This is a genomic window from Cellulomonas sp. JH27-2, assembly GCF_014837175.1.
Classification (GTDB): domain Bacteria; phylum Actinomycetota; class Actinomycetes; order Actinomycetales; family Cellulomonadaceae; genus Cellulomonas.
On record NZ_JACYFR010000002.1, the window covers coordinates 223,310 to 244,974 of the forward strand.

The following is a 21,665-nucleotide window of genomic DNA, read 5'->3' on the forward strand; positions in this document are numbered from 1 at the left end:
TCAGTCGTCGTCGTCCTCCTGGGCGGCCAGCGCTGCCGCGCCGACGATGCCGGCCGCGTTGCGCAGCTCGGCGGGGACGATCTTGGTGCGGATGTCCAGCAGCGGCAGGAAGTCCTTGTGGTGCTTGCTGACGCCGCCGCCCACCACGATGAGGTCGGGCCAGAACAGGTTCTCCACCACCGTGAAGTAGCGCTGCAGGCGCTGCGCCCACTGCTCCCAGTCCAGGCCCTCGCGGTCGCGGACCGACTCGGCGGCGCGCGACTCGGCGTCGTGCCCGTCGATCTCCAGGTGGCCCAGCTCGGTGTTGGGGACCAGCTGCCCGTCGACGATCAGGGCGGACCCGATGCCGGTGCCGAGCGTGACCACCAGGACGACGCCGTCGACGTCCTTGGCGGCGCCGTAGGCGACCTCGGCGAAGCCGGCGGCGTCCGCGTCGTTGACCGCGACGACCGTGCGGTCGGTCGCGTCGCTGAACAGCTTCTGCGCGTCGGTACCGATCCACGACTTGTCGACGTTCGCTGCGGACTGCGCGACGCCGTGCAGCATCACGGCCGGGAACGTGACGCCGATCGGGACCTTCTTGTCCAGGTCGAACGAGTCGACGATCTCGGCGACGGTCTTCGCGACCGCGGCGGGCGTGGCGGGCTGGGGCGTCGGGATGCGCAGGCGGTCGGCGGCGAACTCGCCCTTGTGCAGGTCGACCGGGGCGCCCTTGATGCCGCTGCCGCCGATGTCGATGCCGAACGCGACGTCGTGGTGCGAGTGCTTGTGGTGGCTCATGGCAGTGTCAGGATCTCCGCTCCGTCTTCGGTGACCAGCAAGGTGTGCTCGAACTGCGCGCTGCGACGACCGTCGGCGGTGAGCACCGTCCAGTCGTCGTCCCACATGATCCAATCAGGTGTGCCGAGGTTCAGCATGGGCTCGATGGTGAACACCATGCCCGGCTCGATGATCGTGTCGTACATGGGCGCCGCGTCGTAGTGCGGGACGACGAGCCCCGTGTGGAATGCGGGGCCGACGCCGTGACCCGTGTAGTCGCGTACCACCCCGTAGCCGAACCGGTCCGCGTACTTCTCGATGACCCGCCCGATGACGTTGAGCTCGCGGCCCGGCTTCACGGCCTTGATCGCGCGGTTGAGCGCCTCGGCCGTCCGCTCGACGAGCAGCCGCGACTCCTCGTCGACGTCGCCCGCCAGGAACGTCGCGTTGTTGTCCCCGTGCACGCCCCCGATGTAGGCCGTGACGTCGATGTTGACGATGTCGCCGTCCTCGATCACGGTCGAGTCCGGGATGCCGTGGCAGATCACCTCGTTGACGGACGTGCACAGCGCCTTCGGGAAGCCGCGATAGCCGAGCGTCGACGGGAAGGCGCCGTGGTCGACCAGGAACTCGTGGCCGATCCGGTCCAGCTCGTCCGTCGTGATACCCGGCTCGACCGCGCGGCCGACCTCGGCCAGCGCCTGCGCCCCGATGCGCGCCGCGACGCGGATCCGCTCGATCATCTCCTCGGAGAAGACGTCCGGCCCCTCCCACGGGGCAGGGCCCGGCTTGCCGACGTACTCGGGCCGCGCGATGGTGGCGGGGACGGCTCGACGAGGGCTGACGCGCCCCGGGACCAGGGCGCTGCGGCTGTGCACGGGCGACATGACTGGCAGTCTACGAGCAGGTCCGGGGCGCGGCCCCGGCAGGTGAGAGGAGCACGACGATGGCCGGCGACTTCTGGTTCAACACCGAGACCCACGAGGTCGAGGAGGGGCGGCAGAGCGACTGGAGCAAGCTCATGGGTCCCTACGGCAGCCGCGACGAGGCGGCGAAGGCGATCGAGAAGGCGAAGGCGCGCAACAAGGCCTGGGACGCCGACGAGGACTGAACGCTCCCGGCGCGACGGCGTGTGACGATGGGGCGCCGCCGGGCACCACCCCAGCCCGGCGGGACCGTCACCTCGGAGGACCCCACCGTGACCGCGCCGCTGTCCGACCCGTCGCACCTGCCCGTCCCGCCGGGCGTCAAGCACACCTGGTTCGAGGACGCCGCGGGCATCCTCGTCGGGACGTTCGTCGTCTCGCTCGGACTGTTCCTGCTGAAGTCCGTGCACGCCGTCACCGGCGGTACCGCGGGCCTCTCGCTGCTGGTCGGGTACGTCGTCGACGTGCCGTTCGGGGCGCTGTTCGCGCTGATCAACCTGCCGTTCTTCCTGCTGGCCATCAGCAAGAAGGGGTGGGACTTCACGATCCGGACGGGCATCTGCATCGCGATCGTGTCGGTGCTCAGCGCCGTGCACCCGCGGATGTTCGGTGACCTCGACCTCCCCGTCGCCTACGGCGTGCTGGCGGGCAACGTGCTGGCAGGCGTCGGGCTGCTGATCCTGTTCCGGCACCGGTCGAGCGTCGGTGGGTTCAACATCGTCGCGCTCGTCGCGCAGGACCGGCTCGGCTGGCGGGCCGGCTACGTGCAGATGGCGCTCGACACCGTCGTCGTGCTCGCGTCGCTCACCGTGGTCGACGTCGGGACCGTGCTGGTGTCCGCTGCCGGCGCCGCCTTGCTCAACCTCATCCTGGCCATGAACCACCGGCCGGGCCGGTACGCGGGCTACTGACGGGCAGCCCTACCGGGCGGCGACGGTCACGACGACCGGGCGGTGGTCGCTGCCGCCCGTCGCGGGGAGAACGTCGAACCGGAGCGGTCGCCACGCCCGACCGTCGACCAGGACGTGGTCGATCGGGGTGGCGAGCCACGTGGGCGCTGCCGCGGGCCACGTCCCGCTCGCGGCCCGTCCCAGCGCGCGGGCCACATCGACGCACGGGTCGAGGTGCGCGAGGGCCGGGTGGTCGATCGTCGCGTTGAAGTCGCCCGCGACGATCGCACCGGGGTTGTCCGCGCACGTCGCCGCCGCGGCACGCGTCTCCGTGCGCCACAGCGGCATCGACGACGGCTCCGACGGCGAGACCGGGTGCACGGCTACGAGCGTCGGGCCCGTACGCGAGGTAGTCGTGAGACCGCCGTGTCGCAGTGGAAGCGGGACCGCGGCGGGGTAGGTGCCGACGTCGGGGGAGACGAGCAGCGCGACCCCGTCGACCCACGGGTCCGTGCTCGCGGCTGTGTGCACCTGCATCGGAACGCCGGCGGCGTCCAGCAAGCGTGCGGTCTCGGTCGCGGTCGTCGCGGACGTCTCGGGCAGCACGACGACCTGCGCGTGCTGCTCCTGGACGAGCCGGGCGAGCGTGTCGGCCGGCACTCGGCCGAGCGTGTTGAAGCTCAGCACCGTGACGGTCCGTTCCGCGGAGCTCGCGGCGACGGTCGGCTCGTGCCCGCGGACCAGCAGCACAATGGTCTGGACGCCCGCGGCGACGAGCAGAACCCCGACCAGCGGGACCACCGCGAGCCGGTCCCTGCGCAGCAGCAGGGCACCGCCGAGCGCGACCAGCACCGCTGCCGCCGCCGATCCGATCGCGATCAGCGCGCGGAACGACACGAGCTGCGCGACGCCGACGAGGCCGGCGCCCCACGGCACCGCGAGCACCGCCGAGGCCAGCGCGGCCACGCCGGCCAGCACCCAGCCGGCGCGCCGGATCACGCGTCGAACTGGTGCGCGGCGTCCGGGAACGTGCGCGCGCGGACCTCGTCGACGTACGCGGTCGCGGCGTTGCGCAGCGCGGTGCCCACCTCGCCGAACCGCTTGGCGAACTTGGGCGACCAGTCGCCCATGCCCGCCATGTCGACCCACACCAGCACCTGGCCGTCGCACTCCGCGCCGGCGCCGATGCCGATGGTCGGGATGGCGATGACCTCGGTGATCTGCGCGGCGACCGGCGCTGGCACCATCTCGAGCACCACGGCCACGGCGCCGGCCTCGGCGAGAGCAACCGCGTCCTCGCTCAGCGCCTCGGCTGCCTCGTCGCCGCGGCCCTGCACGCGCGGACCACCCAGCAGGTTCTCCGACTGCGGCGTGTAACCGAGATGCCCGACCACGGGGATGCCGGCGTCGGTCAGGGCCCGGACCTGCGCGGCGACGCGTCGGCCGCCCTCGAACTTCACCGCCGAGACGCCGGTCTCCTTCATGACGCGCACCGCTGTGGCCAACGCCTGCTCGGGGCCCGCTTCGTACGACCCGAACGGGAGGTCCGCCACGACGAACGCGCGCTGTGCGCCGCGGGCCACGGAGCGGGCGGCCAGGACGATGTCGTCGACCGTGACGGGCAGCGTCGTGTCGTGCCCGTGCATGGTGTTGCCGATCGAGTCGCCGACCAGCAGCATGTCGACGCCGGCCTCGTCGAAGATCCGCGCCGTCACGGCGTCGTAGGCGGTCAGCATGGTCAGCCGCTCGCCGCGCTCCTTCGCCTGGCGCAGGTGGTGCACGCGCACGCGCTGGGGGGTCATGGTCGCTCCTTCGTCGGGATCGGTTCGCGGGATCGGGGCTCGTGGGATCAGGGCTCGCGCCACTGGGTCGTGATGGGCAGCCGGCGGTCGCGGCCGAAGGCCAGCGCCGTCACCTTGGTGCCGATCGGGTACTGGCGGCGCTTCCACTCGGCCCGGTCGACCAGGGCCAGCACCTTGTCGACGACGGCCTCGTCGAAGCCCTGCGCCAGCAGCTCGGCCCGGCCCTGCGCGTTCTCGACGTACGCGTCGAGGACCTCGTCGAGCAGCTCGTACGGCGGCAGCGAGTCCTGGTCCACCTGGCCCGGGCGCAGCTCGGCGGACGGCGGCTTGGTGATCGACGACTCGGGGATGGGCGGGAGCTCGTCGGGCCCGAACACGCCGTCGATCGCGGCGTTGTTGCGCCACCGCGCCAGCGCCCACACGCGCGACTTGTCGATGTCCTTGATGGGCGCGAACCCGCCGACCGCGTCGCCGTAGATCGTCGAGTACCCCGTGGCCAGCTCGGTCTTGTTGCCGGGCGCCAGCACCAGGTGGCCCTCGGCGTTGGACAGCGCCATGAGGATCACGCCACGCACGCGGGCCTGCAGGTTCTCCGCCGCCAGGCCGTCGAGCCCGAGCTGGCTCTCGAACGCGTCGACCATGGGTGCGATGGGCTGGACGCGATAGTCCGCGCCGATGCGCTGCGCGAGGTCGGCCGCGTCGTCCTTGCTGTGCTCGCTCGAGTAGACGGACGGCATGGACACGCCGACGACGTTCTCGCCGCCGATCGCGTCCGCGGCGATGGCCGCCACGAGCGCCGAGTCGATGCCACCGGACATCCCGAACGTCACCGAGCGGAAGCCGTTCTTGCGGACGTAGCCGCGCAGGCCGGCGACGAGAGCGCGGTAGACCTCCTCGTCGGCGTCCAGAGGCTGCGCGATCTCGCCCGTGGCGGGCTCGTCGTCGTCCTCCGCGAGATCCCAGACCAACAGGTGCTCGACGAACTGCGGGGCCCGCGTCAGCAGCGTGCCGTCGCGTCCGATGACGAAGCTCCCACCGTCGAACACGAGGTCGTCCTGCGCGCCGACGAGGTTGACGTAGGCGACCGGCGCGTTCACCTCGCGTGCTCGTCGGGCGGCCAGGTCGACGCGCTGGTGGCCCTTGCCCTCCTCGTACGGGGAGGCGTTCAGGACCACGAGCGCCGAGACCTCGTTCTCGTCCATCTGGGAGACCGGGCCCCCGTCCTGCCAGATGTCCTCGCAGATCACGACGCCGACACGACGCCCCCGCACGTCGATGACGCACGCCTCGTCGCCGGCCGCGAAGATGCGGAACTCGTCGAACACGCCGTAGTTGGGCAGGTGGTGCTTGTCGTAGCGGGTCTGCACCGCACCGTGCTGCAGCAGGACCGCCTGGTTGGTGGGGCGCTGCGGGCCGGCCGGGGCGCCGGGCGCGTCCACCGGCGTGACGGCCCGTTCGCCGACCGTGCCCACCAGGACGGCGAGCTCGCCGAGCCCGGCCGCCGCCAGATCGGTCGCGGTCTGCTGCAACGACGCCTCGGCGCCGCGGCGGAACGACGCGCGCAGCGCGAGGTCCTCGATGGGGTACCCGGTGAGCGTCATCTCCGGGAAGACGACCAGGTCGGCGCCCGCATCGGCCGCCTTGCGCGACCACTCGACGACCGCCGCCGCGTTCCCCGTCACGTCACCGACCCGGGTGTCGATCTGAGCGAGGGCAATCCGAGGCCGAACCATCCCCCGAGCCTATCCACGCACCGCCCGCGACGAGCCCCGCCCCGACGTGACGCCCCCCACGCCGTCTCGAGGTTCGGCTCGCGCACCAGCCGTCGCCGCCGACGAGGAGGCGGCGAGCGGCGACCGTGCGCGCCTCCGCCTCCCGTGGTGGTTGCAGCGGTGGTTGCATCGCGCGTGCCCATGGCGGGCACGTCTGCTGCAACCATCGCTGCAACGACTTCGTGGTTGGGAGCGACGTGGCCCCCACCGCTCAGCCTGGTGCGCGCCTTCTCGCGTCCACCGGCGGTCGCCTCGATGCGCGCATCGATCCGTGGAGCGACTCGATGCGGGCAAGGACTCCGGCGGCGTTCGAGGTGATCTCACGCGGAGCGACCGCGAGTCGCAGGATGCCGGCCTCCGCCAGGCGGCTGTCGTCGCGGACGGTGCGTGTCCAGTCCTGCGGCGAAGCGTGGTGCTGGGCGGAGTGGACCTGGACCGCCAGGCCGACGTCGTCGAACCACAGGTCCGGCGTGGGCAGCCGGGAGCCATCGCCGGCGCGCAGCTCAGGGTTCGGCCACGGTTCGGGTAGGTGGCGGCTCGTGAGACACAGGGCGAGCAGGTCGTGCTCGGGGGCCGACCACGCACCGGTGGCGGCAGCTTCGATGGCTGTCCTGAGCGCGGCGGAATCACGGCGCGGGCCGGCGTGGAGCTCGTGCCGCAGCTCGTCGATCTTCACCTTGCGTCTCTGGACGGCTTCGATCACGAGCGCCTCCGCGTCGCGGGGGACGCGCATGCGGCGACAGGCATCGGCCACCGCACGTGGCGCTGGTGCGATCCTGACCAGCCCGGACCCAGTCGTGAACCGGGCGGGTCGGGACGTGCGCCGGATGCGCACGAACCCGACCGTCCGAGACGCGAGGTGCGAGGGCACCAGCACATCGATCATGGGGTCTGCCGCGTTCGTGAGCCCGTGCCACCGGGCTGCCGCGGGCCCGGTCACGACGGCGTCCGGGCCGGCGAGGAGCGCAGCGGCAACCAGCTTCCGCTGCTCGTCGAGCGGACCACGGCCGAGCTGCACCACCCCCGGGAGGGGGAGCAGCCACTGCGAGACGAGCCGCCGGCGCACCATCTTCGAGCTGATCCCGGCATCCTCGAGCTGTGCGCGGGTCACGAGGCCCGACTGCACGGCTCCCAGTGCCTCGATGGACGGCGGCAGCGTGAGGATCGACATCGCCAGAGCGTGCCCGTGGAGGTGTGGGATCCGGTGCGTCACCGAGGTCTCCTGTGGACGGGCAGGCGCGGCGAGCGTGCTGTGGACACCTCGGGCGTGCAAGGGCCGCACTTCCAGGACGAACGCCAGGGGTTGCTCAGCCGACGCCGAGCGCATCGGCGCGGCGATGGATGCAGGGGTGGTTGCATCGTTGGTGACCACCATGGGCACCCGCGATGCAACCATCGGTGCAACCAGGAATCGGGAAGCGGGGACGCTCCGTTCGGCCGCGGCGCGGTGGCGAGCTGCTCCAGTGCGAGGTCGCGGTGCGGCGCGCCGGGAGCTGCTTGCGGACATCGGTGCTGTGCAGCGCAGATGTCGGGCAGGATGTACGCCATGGACAGGCAGCAGGAGTTCGTGCTCCGCACCGTAGAGGAGCGGGACATCCGCTTCATCCGTCTCTGGTTCACCGACGTGCTCGGGATCCTCAAGTCGGTGGCGGTCGCCCCCGCCGAGCTGGAGGCTGCCTTCGCCGAGGGCATCGGCTTCGACGGCAGCTCCATCGAGGGGCTGACGCGGGTCTACGAGGCGGACATGATCGCCAAGCCCGACCCGTCGACGTTCCAGGTGCTGCCCTGGCGCGGCGAGCGGCACGGCACCGCGCGCATGTTCTGCGACCTGCTGACGCCCGACGGGGAGCCGAGCCTGGCCGACTCCCGCAACGTGCTCAAGCGCGCCCTGTCCAAGGCCAGCGACAAGGGGTTCACGTTCTACACGCACCCCGAGGTCGAGTTCTACCTGTTCGACGCCCCCGCGGACCCGGCCCAGCCGCTGGTCCCCGTGGATCAGGGCGGCTACTTCGACCACGTCCCGCGCGGCACCGCGCACGACTTCCGCCGCGCCGCGATCACGATGCTCGAGTCGATGGGCATCTCGGTCGAGTTCTCCCACCACGAGGCAGGACCGGGGCAGAACGAGATCGACCTGCGGTACGCCGACGCGCTGACGACGGCCGACAACATCATGACCTTCCGCACGGTCGTCAAGGAGGTCGCCCTCGAGCAGGGCGTCTTCGCGAGCTTCATGCCCAAGCCGCTGGCCGACCAGCCCGGCTCCGGCATGCACACGCACCTGTCCCTGTTCGAGGGGGACCGCAACGCGTTCCACGAGCCCGGTGCACCGCTCGAGCTGTCCAAGGTCGCCCGCTCCTTCATCGCCGGCCTGCTGGTCCACGCTGCGGAGATCACCGCCGTCACCAACCAGTTCGTGAACTCGTACAAGCGGCTCTGGGGCGGCGCCGAGGCGCCGAGCTACGTCTGCTGGGGCCACAACAACCGCTCCGCCCTGGTGCGTGTGCCGATGTACAAGCCGGGCAAGGGCAACTCGAGCCGCATCGAGTACCGCGCTGTCGACGCGGCGACCAACCCCTACCTCGCGTTCGCCGTCATGCTCGCCGCGGGCCTCAAGGGCATCGAGGATGGCTACGAGATGCCTGAGGGCGCCGAGGACGACGTGTGGGAGCTGACCGACGCGGAGCGCCGCGCGCTCGGCATCGAGCCGCTGCCGCAGTCGCTCGACGCCGCCATCGCCGTGATGGAGAAGTCCGAGCTCGTCGCCGAGACCCTGGGCGAGCACGTCTTCGACTTCTTCCTGCGCAACAAGAAGCGCGAGTGGGACGAGTACCGCGCGCAGGTCACGCCCTACGAGCTGCGGCGGTTCCTGCCGGTCCTGTGAGCGAGCTGCTGTGAGCGAGTCACGTGGGGCGAGCCTCGCCGGGAGGCTGACGCGCGTCGGTGTCGAGGACGTGCGGCGAGCCGAGCGGCTGGTCACCGACGCGGCACTGCTGGAGGTCCAGCCCGACGCCGCCGAGCTCGTCGTCGGTGCGCTCGCGGACGTCGCGGACCCCGACGCCGCGCTGCTCACGCTCGCCAAGCTCGCGGGAGCCGTGCGCGGCCGGCCGGACCTCGCGGCACTCCTGCGCGACGTGCTGACCGACGGCGGCCCGGCGCGCCACCGGCTCCTCGCCGTGGCGGGCGCGTCGGTCGCGCTCGGCGACACGCTCGTCGCGCACCCCGAGAACCTCCGGGTGCTGGCCGACGACGCCCCGGGCGTCGGCGTCCCCGTCGCTGACGTGCGTCGTGAGCTGCTCGTGGCGGCCGGCGCCGACCCCGACGACGACATCCCCGTGGCGACGGTGGCGGGCAGCCCTGGTGTCGACGCGATGCGCCGCGCCTACCGCACGCGTCTGCTGCGCATCGCCGCGAGCGACCTCACCGCCCAGGACCCGCTCAGCAGGCTCCCCGGCGTCGCCGCCGCCCTGGCAGACCTGGCCGGTGCGGCGCTCGAGGCGTCCCTCGCGATCGCTCGCGGCGACCTGGACGACCACGGGCGCGACGTCCGGCTCGCCGTCATCGGCATGGGCAAGGGCGGTGGCCGCGAGCTCAACTACGTGTCCGACGTCGACGTCATCTACGTGGCGGAGCCGGCGGACGGGGTCGACGAGGCGCGCGCCCTGGCGGTCGGCGCCAAGCTGGCCGCCGGCCTGGCCCGCGCCTGCTCGACGCCGTCGGCCGAGCCCGCGCTGTGGCCCGTCGACGCGGCCCTGCGGCCCGAGGGCAAGGACGGGCCGTTGGTCCGCACGATCGCGAGCCACCGCGCGTACTACGAGCGCTGGGCCAAGACCTGGGAGTTCCAGGCGCTGCTCAAGGCGCGGCCGCTGGCGGGGGACCGCGCGCTCGGCGCCGAGTACGTCGAGATGACCCAGCCGTTCGTCTGGGCCGCGGTCCAGCGGGACAACTTCGTCGAGGACTCCCAGGCGATGCGGCGTCGGGTGGAGTCTCACGTCCCGGCGGCCGAGGCCGACCGGCAGCTCAAGCTCGGCATCGGGGGCCTGCGGGACGTCGAGTTCACGGTGCAGCTCCTGCAGCTGGTGCACGGCCGGTCGGACGACGAGATCCGCAGCCCCAACACGCTCACCGCGCTCGCGAGCCTCGCGGCCCGCGGGTACGTCGGGCGCTCGGACGCCGCCAGGCTGGCCGTGGACTACCGGTTCCTGCGGCTGCTCGAGCACCGCATCCAGCTGTACCGTCTGCGCCGCACCCACCTGCTGCCGACCGCGGAGTCCGACCTGCGGCGCCTGGCCCGAGCCGTCGGGATGCGTGCGGAGGGTCCTGCGGGCCTCCTGGAGCGGTGGCGATCGGTGCGTCGTGAGGTCCGCGGCCTGCACGAGGAGCTCTTCTACCGCCCGCTGCTCCCCGCCACCGCCCAGCTCTCGGTGGAGGAGGCGGCGCTCGCACCCGACGCCGCCCGGGCTCGGCTCGCGGCGATCGGCTACCGCGACCCGGCCGGCGCGCTGCGGCACCTCAAGGCATTGACCGAGGGCCTCTCGCGTCGCGCGGCGATCCAGCGCCAGCTCCTGCCCGTGCTTCTGGGCTGGTTCGCCGACGGCCCGGACCCGGACGCCGGCCTGCTCGCGTTCCGCCGGCTGTCCGAGGAGCTCGGCACGACCCACTGGTACCTCAAGCTCCTGCGCGACTCCGCAGCGGCCGGGCAGCGCCTCGCCGCCGTCCTGTCGACGAGCCGGTACGTGGCGGACGCCCTCACGCGGTCGCCGGAGTCGGTGCGTTGGCTCGCGGACGACGACGAGCTCGAGCCGCGCTCCCGGGACCGGCTCGCGGCCGAGGCGGACGCGGTGCTGACGAGGGCCGACGAGCCCGCGGTGGCGATCGGGCTGATGCGCGGGCTGCGCCGACGCGAGCTGGCGCGCACCGCAGCCGCCGGCGTGCTGGGCGTCGTCACGGGCACCCGCGCGTCCGAGAGCCTCACCAACGCAGCGGACGTCGTCGTCGGCGGCGCGCTGCGGATCGCCGAGTGGGAGGTGCGACGTGAGCGCGGGCTCGACGAGAACCCGACACGTGTCCTGATCGTCGCGATGGGCCGGTTCGGCGGCCGCGAGATGGGCTACTCGTCCGACGCCGACGTGATGTTCGTGCACGACCCGGTGCCGGGCGTCGACCAGGTGCTCGCCCAGGAGTTCGCCGTCGCCGTCGCGAGCCAGGTCAGGGCGCTGCTCAGCGCCGTCGGTCCGGAACCGGCGCTCGCCGTCGACGCCGACCTGCGTCCCGAGGGGCGCAACGGTCCGCTCGCGCGCTCGTTCGACGCGTACGCCGAGTACTACGGACGGTGGTCGTCGCCGTGGGAGAGCCAGGCGCTGCTTCGTGCCCGGCCCGTGGCGGGGGACGTCGAGCTCGGTGAGCGGTTCGTCGCCCTCGTCGGCCCCCTGCGCTACCCGGCCGGAGGTCTCGACGCGACGGTCGTGCGCGAGGTCCGACGGATCAAGGCGCGGGTCGAGGCCGAGCGGCTTCCCCGTGGCGTCGACCCGAGCCGGCACCTCAAGCTGGGGCGAGGAGGGATCTCCGACGTCGAGTGGACGGCGCAGCTCCTGCAGCTCCAGCACGGCGCCGAGGTGCCCGAGCTGCGGACGACGGCGACGATCGGGGCACTGGACGCGGCGCGCGACGCGGGTCTCCTCGAGGTTGACGACCACGCCGCGCTCGTCGCCGCCTGGCACCTGGCCTCGCGCCTGCGCGACGCGAACGTCCTGTGGACGGGGCGCGCGGAGGGGGCGCACTCCGACGTCCTGCCGCACGACCGGCAGGCGCTGGCCGGGCTCGCGCGCGTGCTCGGCTACCCGGCCGGGTCGGGCGGTGACCTCGAGGAGGACTACCTCCGGACGGCACGTCGAGCCCGCTCGGTGGTGGAGCGCGTCTTCTACGGTTGAGCGGGCGGTCGCTCGTCGTCGGAGGTCGCCACAGCGTCGGTCGGTTGGTCCGCCGGCGCGTCGCCGGACACCGGAGCGCCGGCGACGGCGTCCTCGTGCACCTGCTTCCACCCGTGGTTTCTCTTCAGCGCGGCGACGTCCTCGGTGAGCAGCGGCGAGTCCACGAGCTCGTGGCGTCCGACGTACGTGCTCGCGATGGCCTGCACCGTCGCGACGACGGGCAGCGCCAGGAACGCGCCGATGGCGCCGAACATCGCCCCGAACCCGATGACCCCGAGAAACGACACGGCGGGGTTGAGGTCGAGCGAGTCGGCGGAGATCTTGGGGGAGAAGATCAGGTTCTCCACCTGCTGGTACGCGATGATGAACGCGAGGACGAGCAGGCCCTTGGCGGGGGAGATCGTCAGCGCCACGGCCACGGGCAGCGCCCCGCCGATGTAGGTGCCGATCGTGGGGATGAACTGCGAGACGATCCCGGTGAAGACACCCAGCGGGAGGGCGTACGGCACGTCGACGATGAGCAGGAAGACGGTGGTGAACGTCGCCGAGAGTCCGGCGAGCACGAGGCGCGACGTGATGAAGTTGGCGATCTTCTGCTGCGACACCTCCCACACGCGCAGCACCTCGACCTGGTGGTTGGTCGCGAACATGCGCAGGACGGAGGCGCGGAACGCGGGTCCGCGGCTGGCCATGTAGTACACGACCAGCAGGATCGAGCTCGCCATGAACAACCCGCTGACGATCGACGCGCCCGCGCCCAGCACGCCGGGCGCGATGTCACGCCAGTGGGCCGTGATCGTGCCGACAGCCTCGTCCGACGTCGGGATGTCGATGTCGAACTCGTTGTGCAACCAGCTGGCCAGATCCGCGTAGTACTCGGGCAACGACGAGATCAGGGCGACGAGCTGTTCGATGAACAGCTGGCCGAACAGCGCCAGGACGACGGCGCTGCCGACGAGGAACGTCACCATCACCAGGCCCGTCGCGCGCGTGCGGCGCCAGCCGTGCCGCACGAGCCAGCGGATCGACGGCTCCATGGCCAGCGCGATGAACCAGGCCAGCACGATGATCACGATGGTCGTCGTGAGCGCGCCGAGGGCACGCCAGATCCACATCCCGACGAAGGCCGCGATGACGATCATCACGAGCGCGCGCGGTAACCAGGCAGGTGGTCGCTTGTCGTCGCGCTCGGGCAGCGGCGGCACGGGCTGCACGGTCATGGCGTCCTCGAAGGTGCGTCGGGTGCTTGGCTGCAACCTATCGGTCGACGCGCCGGTTGCGGGGGAGGCGAAGGCGTCCGGACCGTCGGGCGGGTTCGCTCTGTCCCGGACGGCCCACGACTGGCAGGATCAGGGCGTCGGCGCAGGTCATCACAGCAGCAGGAGGTCGTCGTGACACCACCCCGGGGGCGCAAGCCCGCAGCAGGGAACACTCCCGAACCGGACGAGACGGTCGGCGACCAGCCCGTCGAGGACCACCCGATGCAGGACGACACCTTGGCGCTGGACCTTCCGTCGCAGGCCGACGCCCCGGTTGACGTCGACGAGCCCGTCGAGGCCGACGAGCCCGTCGAGGCCGACGAGCCCATGGCCGCGACCGAGTCCGTCCCCGTGGCGAACGACGTGGTGTCGCCGTCGGACGCCGAGCAACGGCTGGCGCGGCTCGAGGAGGAGAACGCCGCGCTGCGGGCCAAGCTCGCCGCACCCGCCGTGGAGGCGGCGCCGCGCAAGGACTCGTCGCACCGCGGTCGCCGCTGGGCTGCCGTCGCGCTGGTCGCGATCGGTGCGCTGCTGGCTCCGCTCGGCGTCGTCGCGCACTGGGCCGACCGCACGCTGACCGACACCGACCGCTACCTCGAGACGGTCGCGCCGCTCGCGGACAAGCCGCAGATCCAGAGCGCGATCATCAACCGCACGACCACGGCGATCATGTCCAACATCGACGTGTCGAGCGTGACGGGCGAGCTCGAGAACTTCCTCTCCGAGCAGGGTGCGCCGCCGCGCCTGACCGAGGCCATCCCGCTGCTCGAGCAGCCGCTGCAGAACGGCGTCCAGACGGTCGTCACCCGCGTGGTGACGCGCTTCGTGGAGTCGGACGCGTTCAACTCGCTCTGGCTGCAGGTCAACCGGATCTCGCACGAGCAGATCGTCGGCATCCTCGAGGGCGACCCGGACATCGCGCTGCAGCTCGACGACGACGGCAACCTGACCCTTCAGCTCGGCCCGATCATCGACGTGGTCAAGCAGCAGCTCGTCGACGCGGGCATCGGGATCGCGGCGTCGATCCCGGCGATCAACCCGAGCATCGCGATCGCCCAGGCCGACTCCCTGAGCCAGCTCCGGACGGGCTACAAGCTCCTGAACGCGGTCGGCACCTGGTTGCCCTGGGTCGCGCTCGCGTTCCTGATCGCGGGGGTGCTGATCGCGCCGCGGCGTGCGCGCATGGCCGTCGGCGCCGGGCTGGCGCTCGTCGTCGGGATGCTGGTGCTGGCGCTCGGCCTCGCGATCGGGCGAAGTGCGCTGCTCGGCGCGCTGCCGGCGGGTACGTCGGGTCCCGCCGTCGAGGTGCTGTTCAACGACATCGTCAGGTTCATGCGGATCAGCCTGCGAGCCGTCGCGGTGGTCGGCCTGTTCGTCGCGATCATCGCGTTCCTCGCGGGCGGCTCCGCTGCCGCCCTCGCGACGCGGCGCTCGGCCGCGTCCGGTGCCGGCGCCGTCCGCTCGTGGGGTTCGGGCCGGGGCGTCGACACGGGCGCGTTCGGGCTGTGGCTGCGGGCGCGGCTGGTGCCGCTGCGCTGGGTCGTCGCCGCGATCGCGGTGCTGGTCATCGTGCTGGCGGACACGCCGACGGCTGCACTGGTCGTCACCACCGCGATCATCGCGCTCGTGGTCCTCGGCATCCTGCAGCTGCTGAGCACGCCGCCGGCGCCGGTGGAGGCAGCGCCGGTCGCGGAAGTCCACTGACGAACCAGGTACGAGCGGAGGGCGAGGGACGATGGGCGTGGTGACGCGAGGTTTCGGTGGCAGACGGCCCGATCCCGACCGGGAGCTCCCTCCGGGGCAGTTCCTGACCCAGGACTTCCCGGTGCTGTCGGCGGGTCCGACGCCGAACGTCGACGAGGCCCACTGGCAGCTGGAGATCCACGCCGAGACGGGCGAGGTGCACCGCTGGTCGTGGGAGCAGTTCCTGGCGCTGCCTGCCCAGGACGTGACCACGGACATCCACTGCGTCACGCACTGGACCAAGCTCGGCACGACGTGGCGGGGGGTCAGCCTCGACACCCTGTTCGAGGACGTCGAGACCAGCGCCGACTTCGTGATGGCCCACTCCTACGGCGGCTACACGACCAACCTGCCGCTGCAGGACCTGCTCGACGGCCAGGCATGGGTCGCGTTCGAGTTCGAGGGGGAGCCGCTCGACCCGGTGCACGGCGGCCCGGCACGGCTGCTGGTGCCGCACCTGTACTTCTGGAAGAGCGCCAAGTGGCTGCACGGCCTGGTCATGCAGGACGACGACGAACCCGGGTTCTGGGAGCGCAACGGGTACCACCTCTACGGCGATCCCTGGCTCGAGCAGCGGTACTCGTGAGCGGGTCTGCAGCCGGTTGGCACGTGGCCACCGTCGTGGCCGCGCGCCCGCTCACGCCCACGGCGCGGGGCCTGACGCTGGCCGTACCCGGCCTGCCCGCGCCGCTGCCCGGGCAGCACGTCGACCTGCGGCTCACCGCGCCCGACGGCTACACGGCGACGCGGTCCTACTCGCTGGCCGCGAGCGGGCAGGCGGAGCGCGTCGACCTGGTCGTGGACCGCGTGCCGGGCGGCGAGGTGTCGCCGTACCTCGTGGAGGAGGCCCGGCCGGGCGACGTCATGGAGGTGCGCGGTCCGCTCGGCGGCTTCTTCGTCTGGCACGAGGACGATCCGGGCCCCGTGCTTCTGGTCGCCGGCGGCTCGGGCGTGGTGCCGCTGCTCGCGATGCTGCGGGCGCGGCGGGCGTCGTCGAGCGTTGCGCCGTTCCTCGTCGTCGTCTCCGTACGTACGCCTGACGACGCGATCGCGCGGGCAGAGATCGACGAGCCGACCGTCGGTGTCGAGGTGCGGTGGGTGTTCACGCGCCGGACGCCGCCGGACTGGCCTGCTGGCCCGCACCGATTGGCGGCCGATGACCTCGTCGCACCCGGCTTTGCGCCCGAGGACCACCCCGCCGTCTTCGTGTGCGGGCCGACGGGTTTCGTCGAGCACGCCGCGGGACTGCTCACGACGATCGGGCACGCGCCGGGCCGGGTGCGCACCGAGCGATTCGGAGGTACCTCATGAGCGACGATGCGCAGAGGACCGACCGGCTCGACGGCAACGCCGTCGCCGGCGCGCTCGGGGCGGCGTACGGCATCGACGTGACGCTCGCCGTCGTGCGGTGCGTCTCGTGCGGCCACACGGACGTCGTGGCCCGGACCCGCGTGCACCTCAGCCCGATGGGGGCCGTCGTGCGGTGCGCCGCATGCGACGCCGTGCTCGTGGTGGTGGTCGAACGGCCCGACGGGACGCTCGTCTCGAGTCCCGGCGCGAGCTGGGTCCGCGGCTGAGCGTGGTCAGCCGCCCAGGCCCGCGTCGCGTGCCGCGACGATGGCCTCGGCGCGGCTCGCGAGGTGCAGCTTGTCGAGGATCGCACTGACGTTGTTGGCGACGGTCTTGGGGGACAGGAACAGCCGCGCGCCGATCTCGGGGTTGCTCAGCCCGGCGGCGACGCCGTCGAGGATCTCGCGCTCCCGCTCGCTGAGGCTCGGGAACGCCCGCTCGGGGCGGTACGGACCGGCGCGGAACCATGCCTGCAGCCGTCGCGCGAGCGCCGTACCGAACACCGCCTGACCTGCCGCCGCAGCCCGGACGGCGGCGACGATGTCCGCGCCGTCCGCGCCCTTGAGCAGGTAACCGACCGCACCCGCCCGCACGGCGGCGAACACCGTGTCATCGTCGTCGAACATCGTGAGCACCACGACCTTCGTTGCCGAGCCGGCCGAGGCGAGCTCGGCCGTGGCGTCCAGCCCCTTCAGCTCCGGCATCTGCAGGTCCATCAGCACGACGTCCGGCCGCAGGTCGAGGCAGAGGCGGACCGCCGCCCTGCCGTCGGCCGCCTCACCGACGACCGTGAGGTCGTCGCTCGCCTCCAGCACCGCGCGCAGCCCCTGGCGGACCAGGGGGTGGTCGTCGGCCAGCACGATGGTGGTCACGTCAGCACCTCCAGCGGGTAGGTAGCCCGGACGCGACCGCCGGACGGCCCCGGTCCGGCGGTGAACGTCCCGCCCAGCTCGTCGGCGCGTTCTCGCATCGACGCGAGCCCCACGCCGGGCATGCCCCAGTCGTGGCCCGTGCCGTCGTCGACGACGGTGAGCGTGAGTGCGGTGCCGACCTCGACGACGACGTCCACACGCGTCGCGCCCGCGTGCTTCACCACGTTGTGGACAGCCTCGACGGCGGTGCGCAGGGCGGCCACCTCGACGGCTGCGGGCAGGTCCAGGGCATCAGGCACGGTCGTCGTCGCCTGCAGGGTGCCGGCCACGTGGGCGACCTGCAGCTTCAACGCGCCGGCGAACCCGAGCTCGTCGAGGTTCGGTGGTCGCAGGTCGTAGACGAGGGCGCGCAAGGTGCGGATCACCTCGCCGGACGCGTCCTTGGCGGTGGCGAGGTACTCGTTGGCACGGTCGGGGTCGGCGCGCGCCGCGTCCAGGTTGAGGCCCAGGCCCGTGAGCATGGGCCCGATGCCGTCGTGCAGGTCGCGCCGCATGCGTCGACGTTCCTCCTCACGCGCCGCGATCAGGCGCTGGCGGGCGTCGAGCAGGTCCGCCGTGAGGACCTCGGTGCGCAGCGAGCCGGCGACGAGCCGTGTCGTCGACGCGAGGACAACACGGTCCTGGCTGCTGATCTGCTCGCGACCGAAACGCGGTGCGCAGACCAGCTCGCCGAGCACCTCGCCCTCGTAGTCGATCGGCCACCGCTCGACGTCGTCCTGCGCCTGCCCGACCGACGCCACGACGACCGCGCCGCGGCACACGGCGACGTACGGCAGTCGGAGCAGGTCCGAGGTGGCGTGCACGATGCCGTCGAGCGTGCCGCCGCCGCGCAGGTGGTAGCTCGCGGAGCGGCGCACGATCGAGTCGATCGCCCACAGGTCGTAGCGCAGGATCGCGACGAGCAGCGCGGCGGGCGCGACGAATGCGGACGCGGCGAGCAACCAGGGCGGCGCGTGCCCGGTGGCGGCGACGGGCCAGCCGAGCAGTGTGACGACAGCACCCCCGGCCATCCACGCCAGCTGGCGACGTTCCAGGTCCCGAGCCCGGTACCAACGCACGACGACGTTCACGCCGGCGACGCCGGTCAGCAGCACGAGCAGGGGGAGGACGACGAGCAGTGCGGAGGCGATGCTCGGCACGGGCGTGCCGTCGATGAACCGCGACGTCCCGGCGACCGCGTCGGTGCCGTTCCAGTCCTCGAGGAGGCCGGCGCAGGCCCCCACGACGACGCCCCAGCGGATCACACGGTCGAGGAGGACCCACGTGCGGCCTGCCGGAGCACCTGTCGGGAAACGGCAGAAGACAAGCCCGAGCAGGACGTCGGGGACCCATTGTATCCCTGCCAGAGAGTAGGCCCACAGCAGCGCCGAGCTGCCGTGCCCGTCATCGAACGCGACCGCGGCCGGCACGCCGACCCCGAGGTAGACGACCTCGACCACGGCGCCGGTCGCGAAGATCCACCCGAACGACAGATCGGGCCTTCGCACGAGCAGGATCGATGCCGTCAGCCCCCAGGCGACGAGCTCGGCCGTGCGCTCCGGTATCTGCGCGTCTGGGCCGAGGTCGTCGCGGACCTGCATCCCGATCGCGGCAGCAGCGACGACCGCGGTCAGCACGAGCAGGGCGAACGCGATCACGTCCGCGCGCCTGATCAGGGCTGACCTCACGTTCGAAGTCTGGCCCACCGAGTGCCGCCATGGGGTCGACGCGGGTCCCGAGTTCCCGGGAACCGTTCCTGCAGCGGCGGGATCGCGGCGTGAGCCCGTGCCCTGTGGCCGGGATCGAGCCGGGGGCCACGGTGGGGCTACCTCGAACCGAAGGAGATCATGATGGCTTCCCTGACGAACACGCCCACCGGGCACCTGGCGCCCGAGCCCACCACGGTCCACGACGCCCGCCGGTTCTGGCGGCTGCTCCTGGCCGTCGTCGTCCCGATCCCGTGGCTGGCCAAGGGCATCCAGTACGTCGTCGACGGACGCAGCTTCGACCACGCCGCCGACCAGATCAGCTACGACGCCGCGCACGGCGCCTACCAGTACCTGCAGTGGCTCGACGCGCTGTTCGTCGTCCTGGTCGTGCCGTCGGTTCTGGCGATGGTGTTGATCTCCCGGCGCGGGGCGCCGCGCCTCGCGACCGCGGCGACCGTCCTGATGGCGGGCGGCTTCCTCCTCGCGTTGACGCTGAACAACGCTGGTGGCGGTGACTGGTCGGCATGGGCGGCGGCGCAGAAGGGGATGGATCCCGCCACCACGGGCGCGACGCTCGACGCGCTGGTGGATCCTCGTCAGCCCGTCGGGATCCTCGGCTTCCTCGTGGCGATCGTCGTCGGGTCGATCCTGATCGGACTCGCACTCTGGAAGAGCGCCGCGGTGCCGCTCTGGGCCGCGTTGTGCATCGCGCTCGGCGGTGCGACGCACATCTTCCTGACGTTCGACCACGTGGTGCATGGCGCGGGTCTGGTGGTCCTCGCCGCGGGCTGCGTCGGCGTCAGCCGTGCGCTGGTCCAGCTGCCCGACGACGAGTTCGACCTGCGCCCGTTCACCGAGCGGACGAGCTGAGTCGACGACGAGAACGAACACCCCCGCCGCCCTGAGGGCGACGGCCGGCCGGACAAGGCCGACACGGACAACGATGGCCTCCCGGACCCGGTCTGGCCGCGCCTGACGTCATGTGCGGCCTGGGCGGTAACGACACCATCAACGGCGGCAACGGCGACGACGTCATCGACGGTGGAGCCGGCAACGACACGATCGCGGGCGGGATGGTCGCCGCGGCCGCGCTCGTCGCCAAGAAGCTCGAGGCTCCTGAGCTGGGCAGGGGAGCGGCGAACACCTTGAGCCAGAGGGTCGGCACCGCCCCCACGATGGACCCGGCAGCAATCGGCCGGATCGCGGCCGTTGTCGCAGTCTCGACGACCCTGTACCGCGAGTCGCAGGTCAGCTCCGACGCCGAGCGGCGCGACCGGGTGACCCGCGCAGTGCGGGCGTGCTCGCAGACGGCCGTGCTCTTGATCCTTCCGGACCGAGGCGCCGCTCACCCGTGCAGGTTAACCCGATCTTCCTTCCGGGGGAGACCGACGCCGGCGGCGCAGCGCGCAATGACGCTGCGGCCATCGCTGCAGACCCGAGCAAGCTGCTGCTCCAGTACGCGCCTGCTGCCGAGCGGCTCCCTGTCGTCCAGGCCGCACTGATCGCTGATGGGAAGCCGTCGAGCAACCCGCGCCAGTGGTACCAGCAGTACGACCCGTGCAAGACGTACTCGGCTCCGTACGCCTGCGATGAATATCCATTCTTCGCATCGACGCGTTCGGGGCCGCCGGTTGGCGGGGCCGGGTCGCGGCTGGCCGTGGTGCTCGGCTCGGAGAACACGGCCGAGGGGAACGCCTACTCGGCGTTCACCAGGTCGTGCCCTCCGGTGAGCTCGACACCGCGCAAGCCGTTCCTGGTGGTTCCGCTGGTGGGGCCCGCAGCCGCTCCGACAGACTGGGTTTGCCCCCGATGAGCGGGGCAACGGCTTCAGATGGGACAGCGTTGAGTAACGAAGCAGACCGGTTCAGTGCCGCCTCGGAGCAGTTCGAGGCGGCACTGGCCGCCCGCAACCACCCACTGGGCCGGTTTTTGCGCCCGGGGCTGTCCGTCGAGCGGATCGAGTCGCTGATGGCCACAACCCACCGGGGCACGCCACCGGCCGGCGCGAGCGGGCCGCCGCTGCGGCTGCCTGAGGCGGCCGCGCGGTTGTGGTCGTGGCACGACGGGGTCGACACCACGGACCTGACCCGCGTCCCGGGCAGTGAGCAGCTACCCGGAGGCCTGGTGTTCCTGCCGCTCGAGCTGGCCGTGCAGAACTACCAGGCCTCCGTGGCGGACTTTCCGTGGACAGACCTGGACGACATGTCACCGGACTGGTTCCCCATCGCCACGATGGGGCACGGTGACCAGCTGCTTGTCGACTGCGCCGGCACAGCGCAGGGCCAGCTCATCTACCGGAAGCTGGGGGACTACAACACCCAGGAGGACTTCGAGCGGGAGAACCTGCCATCGATCGCTCACGCGTTCGAGGCGTGGACGAGACTGCTGGTCAGCGGGGACTGGGCCTTGGACGGCGGCACGTGGACGTACACCCGAGAGTGGCAGCCTGAGCTGCCCAGCTGGTACTGACCGACTGATCTCGGTGGATGCTCCCGCGCTCGCAGCCGAGCTCATCGCATCCGGTGCGCCGGGAAGTTCCGCAGGAAGGGGCGTCGAGCGCGGCACCTGACGCGGTTCAGCAGTAGCTCGAGACGTGGGTGTCGGGCTCCCGCCA

20 protein-coding genes are annotated in these 21,665 nt (G+C 72.1%); 11 read left to right on the forward strand and 9 right to left on the reverse strand.

Annotated features, from left to right (window positions below; genetic code table 11):
* Positions 1-780, reverse strand: coding sequence for a polyphosphate--glucose phosphotransferase (ppgK, locus tag IC607_RS05970; protein ID WP_191786086.1), 780 nt, complete (start codon positions 778-780; stop codon positions 1-3).
* Complete coding sequence (gene map, locus IC607_RS05975) at positions 777-1,646, reverse strand: type I methionyl aminopeptidase (RefSeq protein ID WP_191786087.1); 870 nt, start codon at positions 1,644-1,646, stop codon at positions 777-779. The genes ppgK and map overlap by 4 nt, the downstream gene beginning before the upstream one ends.
* 59 nt (positions 1,647-1,705) lie before the next feature.
* Between map and IC607_RS05980 the strand changes: the two genes are divergently transcribed.
* A complete protein-coding gene (locus tag IC607_RS05980; protein ID WP_191786088.1) occupies positions 1,706-1,870 on the forward strand; it encodes an SPOR domain-containing protein in 165 nt (54 codons plus the stop codon).
* 27 nt (positions 1,871-1,897) lie between these two features.
* Complete coding sequence (locus IC607_RS05985) at positions 1,898-2,596, forward strand: YitT family protein (RefSeq protein WP_191786089.1); 699 nt, start codon at positions 1,898-1,900, stop codon at positions 2,594-2,596.
* Positions 2,597-2,605: 9 nt separating this feature from the next.
* Here IC607_RS05985 and IC607_RS05990 read toward each other — a convergent pair whose 3' ends face one another.
* The 4 genes from IC607_RS05990 to IC607_RS06005 form a co-directional block, all read right to left on the reverse strand.
* Complete coding sequence (locus IC607_RS05990) at positions 2,606-3,574, reverse strand: endonuclease/exonuclease/phosphatase family protein (protein ID WP_191786090.1); 969 nt, start codon at positions 3,572-3,574, stop codon at positions 2,606-2,608.
* Positions 3,571-4,377, reverse strand: a complete 807-nt coding sequence (panB, locus tag IC607_RS05995; protein ID WP_191786091.1) for a 3-methyl-2-oxobutanoate hydroxymethyltransferase — start codon at positions 4,375-4,377, stop codon at positions 3,571-3,573. The genes IC607_RS05990 and panB overlap by 4 nt, the downstream gene beginning before the upstream one ends.
* A gap of 47 nt (positions 4,378-4,424) precedes the next feature.
* On the reverse strand, positions 4,425-6,110 hold the full coding sequence (locus IC607_RS06000) for an NAD+ synthase (RefSeq protein ID WP_191786092.1): 1,686 nt from the start codon (positions 6,108-6,110) through the stop codon (positions 4,425-4,427).
* Positions 6,111-6,360: 250 nt separating this feature from the next.
* The gene (locus IC607_RS06005) at positions 6,361-7,320 is read right to left on the reverse strand and encodes a hypothetical protein (protein WP_191786093.1); all 960 of its coding nucleotides are present in this window, start codon (positions 7,318-7,320) and stop codon (positions 6,361-6,363) included.
* A gap of 375 nt (positions 7,321-7,695) precedes the next feature.
* Between IC607_RS06005 and IC607_RS06010 the strand changes: the two genes are divergently transcribed.
* A complete protein-coding gene (locus tag IC607_RS06010) occupies positions 7,696-9,033 on the forward strand; it encodes a glutamine synthetase family protein (RefSeq protein WP_191786094.1) in 1,338 nt (445 codons plus the stop codon).
* Positions 9,034-9,043: 10 nt separating this feature from the next.
* Positions 9,044-12,079 carry a bifunctional [glutamine synthetase] adenylyltransferase/[glutamine synthetase]-adenylyl-L-tyrosine phosphorylase gene (locus IC607_RS06015; RefSeq protein WP_191786095.1) on the forward strand — a complete coding sequence of 1,012 codons (3,036 nt, stop codon included), beginning with the start codon at positions 9,044-9,046 and terminating at the stop codon, positions 12,077-12,079.
* Here IC607_RS06015 and IC607_RS06020 read toward each other — a convergent pair.
* On the reverse strand, positions 12,070-13,299 hold the full coding sequence (locus IC607_RS06020; RefSeq protein ID WP_191786096.1) for an AI-2E family transporter: 1,230 nt from the start codon (positions 13,297-13,299) through the stop codon (positions 12,070-12,072). The two genes, IC607_RS06015 and IC607_RS06020, sit on opposite strands and share 10 nt — an antisense overlap.
* A gap of 171 nt (positions 13,300-13,470) precedes the next feature.
* Here IC607_RS06020 and IC607_RS06025 point away from each other — a divergent pair, with 171 nt between their 5' ends.
* The 4 genes from IC607_RS06025 to IC607_RS06035 are packed head-to-tail and all read left to right on the forward strand — an operon-like array spanning position 13,471 to position 16,658.
* Positions 13,471-15,042, forward strand: a complete 1,572-nt coding sequence (locus tag IC607_RS06025; RefSeq protein ID WP_191786097.1) for a hypothetical protein — start codon at positions 13,471-13,473, stop codon at positions 15,040-15,042.
* Between the two features lie 31 nt (positions 15,043-15,073).
* Positions 15,074-15,667 carry a sulfite oxidase-like oxidoreductase gene (locus IC607_RS17335; protein WP_225224562.1) on the forward strand — a complete coding sequence of 198 codons (594 nt, stop codon included), beginning with the start codon at positions 15,074-15,076 and terminating at the stop codon, positions 15,665-15,667.
* A complete protein-coding gene (locus IC607_RS06030; RefSeq protein ID WP_370526041.1) occupies positions 15,664-16,392 on the forward strand; it encodes an FAD-binding oxidoreductase in 729 nt (242 codons plus the stop codon). Before IC607_RS17335 ends, IC607_RS06030 begins: the two co-directional genes overlap by 4 nt.
* Positions 16,389-16,658: a DUF6510 family protein gene (locus IC607_RS06035; RefSeq protein ID WP_191786101.1), complete on the forward strand. Its 270-nt coding sequence runs from the start codon at positions 16,389-16,391 to the stop codon at positions 16,656-16,658. The genes IC607_RS06030 and IC607_RS06035 overlap by 4 nt, the downstream gene beginning before the upstream one ends.
* A 6-nt stretch (positions 16,659-16,664) precedes the next feature.
* Here the strand turns inward: IC607_RS06035 and IC607_RS06040 are convergent, their stop codons facing one another.
* Together IC607_RS06040 and IC607_RS17810 are read right to left on the reverse strand one after the other, a co-directional pair.
* Positions 16,665-17,303, reverse strand: coding sequence for a response regulator (locus IC607_RS06040; protein WP_370526042.1), 639 nt, complete (start codon positions 17,301-17,303; stop codon positions 16,665-16,667).
* Positions 17,300-19,030: a histidine kinase gene (locus IC607_RS17810; protein ID WP_191786103.1), complete on the reverse strand. Its 1,731-nt coding sequence runs from the start codon at positions 19,028-19,030 to the stop codon at positions 17,300-17,302. Before IC607_RS17810 ends, IC607_RS06040 begins: the two co-directional genes overlap by 4 nt.
* A 162-nt stretch (positions 19,031-19,192) precedes the next feature.
* Between IC607_RS17810 and IC607_RS06050 the strand changes: the two genes are divergently transcribed.
* From IC607_RS06050 to IC607_RS06060, 3 genes are all read left to right on the forward strand, one after another.
* Positions 19,193-19,921 carry a hypothetical protein gene (locus IC607_RS06050; protein ID WP_191786105.1) on the forward strand — a complete coding sequence of 243 codons (729 nt, stop codon included), beginning with the start codon at positions 19,193-19,195 and terminating at the stop codon, positions 19,919-19,921.
* A gap of 110 nt (positions 19,922-20,031) precedes the next feature.
* Positions 20,032-20,553, forward strand: a complete 522-nt coding sequence (locus IC607_RS17715; RefSeq protein WP_191786107.1) for a hypothetical protein — start codon at positions 20,032-20,034, stop codon at positions 20,551-20,553.
* Positions 20,554-20,893: 340 nt separating this feature from the next.
* On the forward strand, positions 20,894-21,520 hold the full coding sequence (locus IC607_RS06060; protein WP_191786109.1) for an SMI1/KNR4 family protein: 627 nt from the start codon (positions 20,894-20,896) through the stop codon (positions 21,518-21,520).
* Positions 21,521-21,665: the final 145 nt, after the last annotated feature.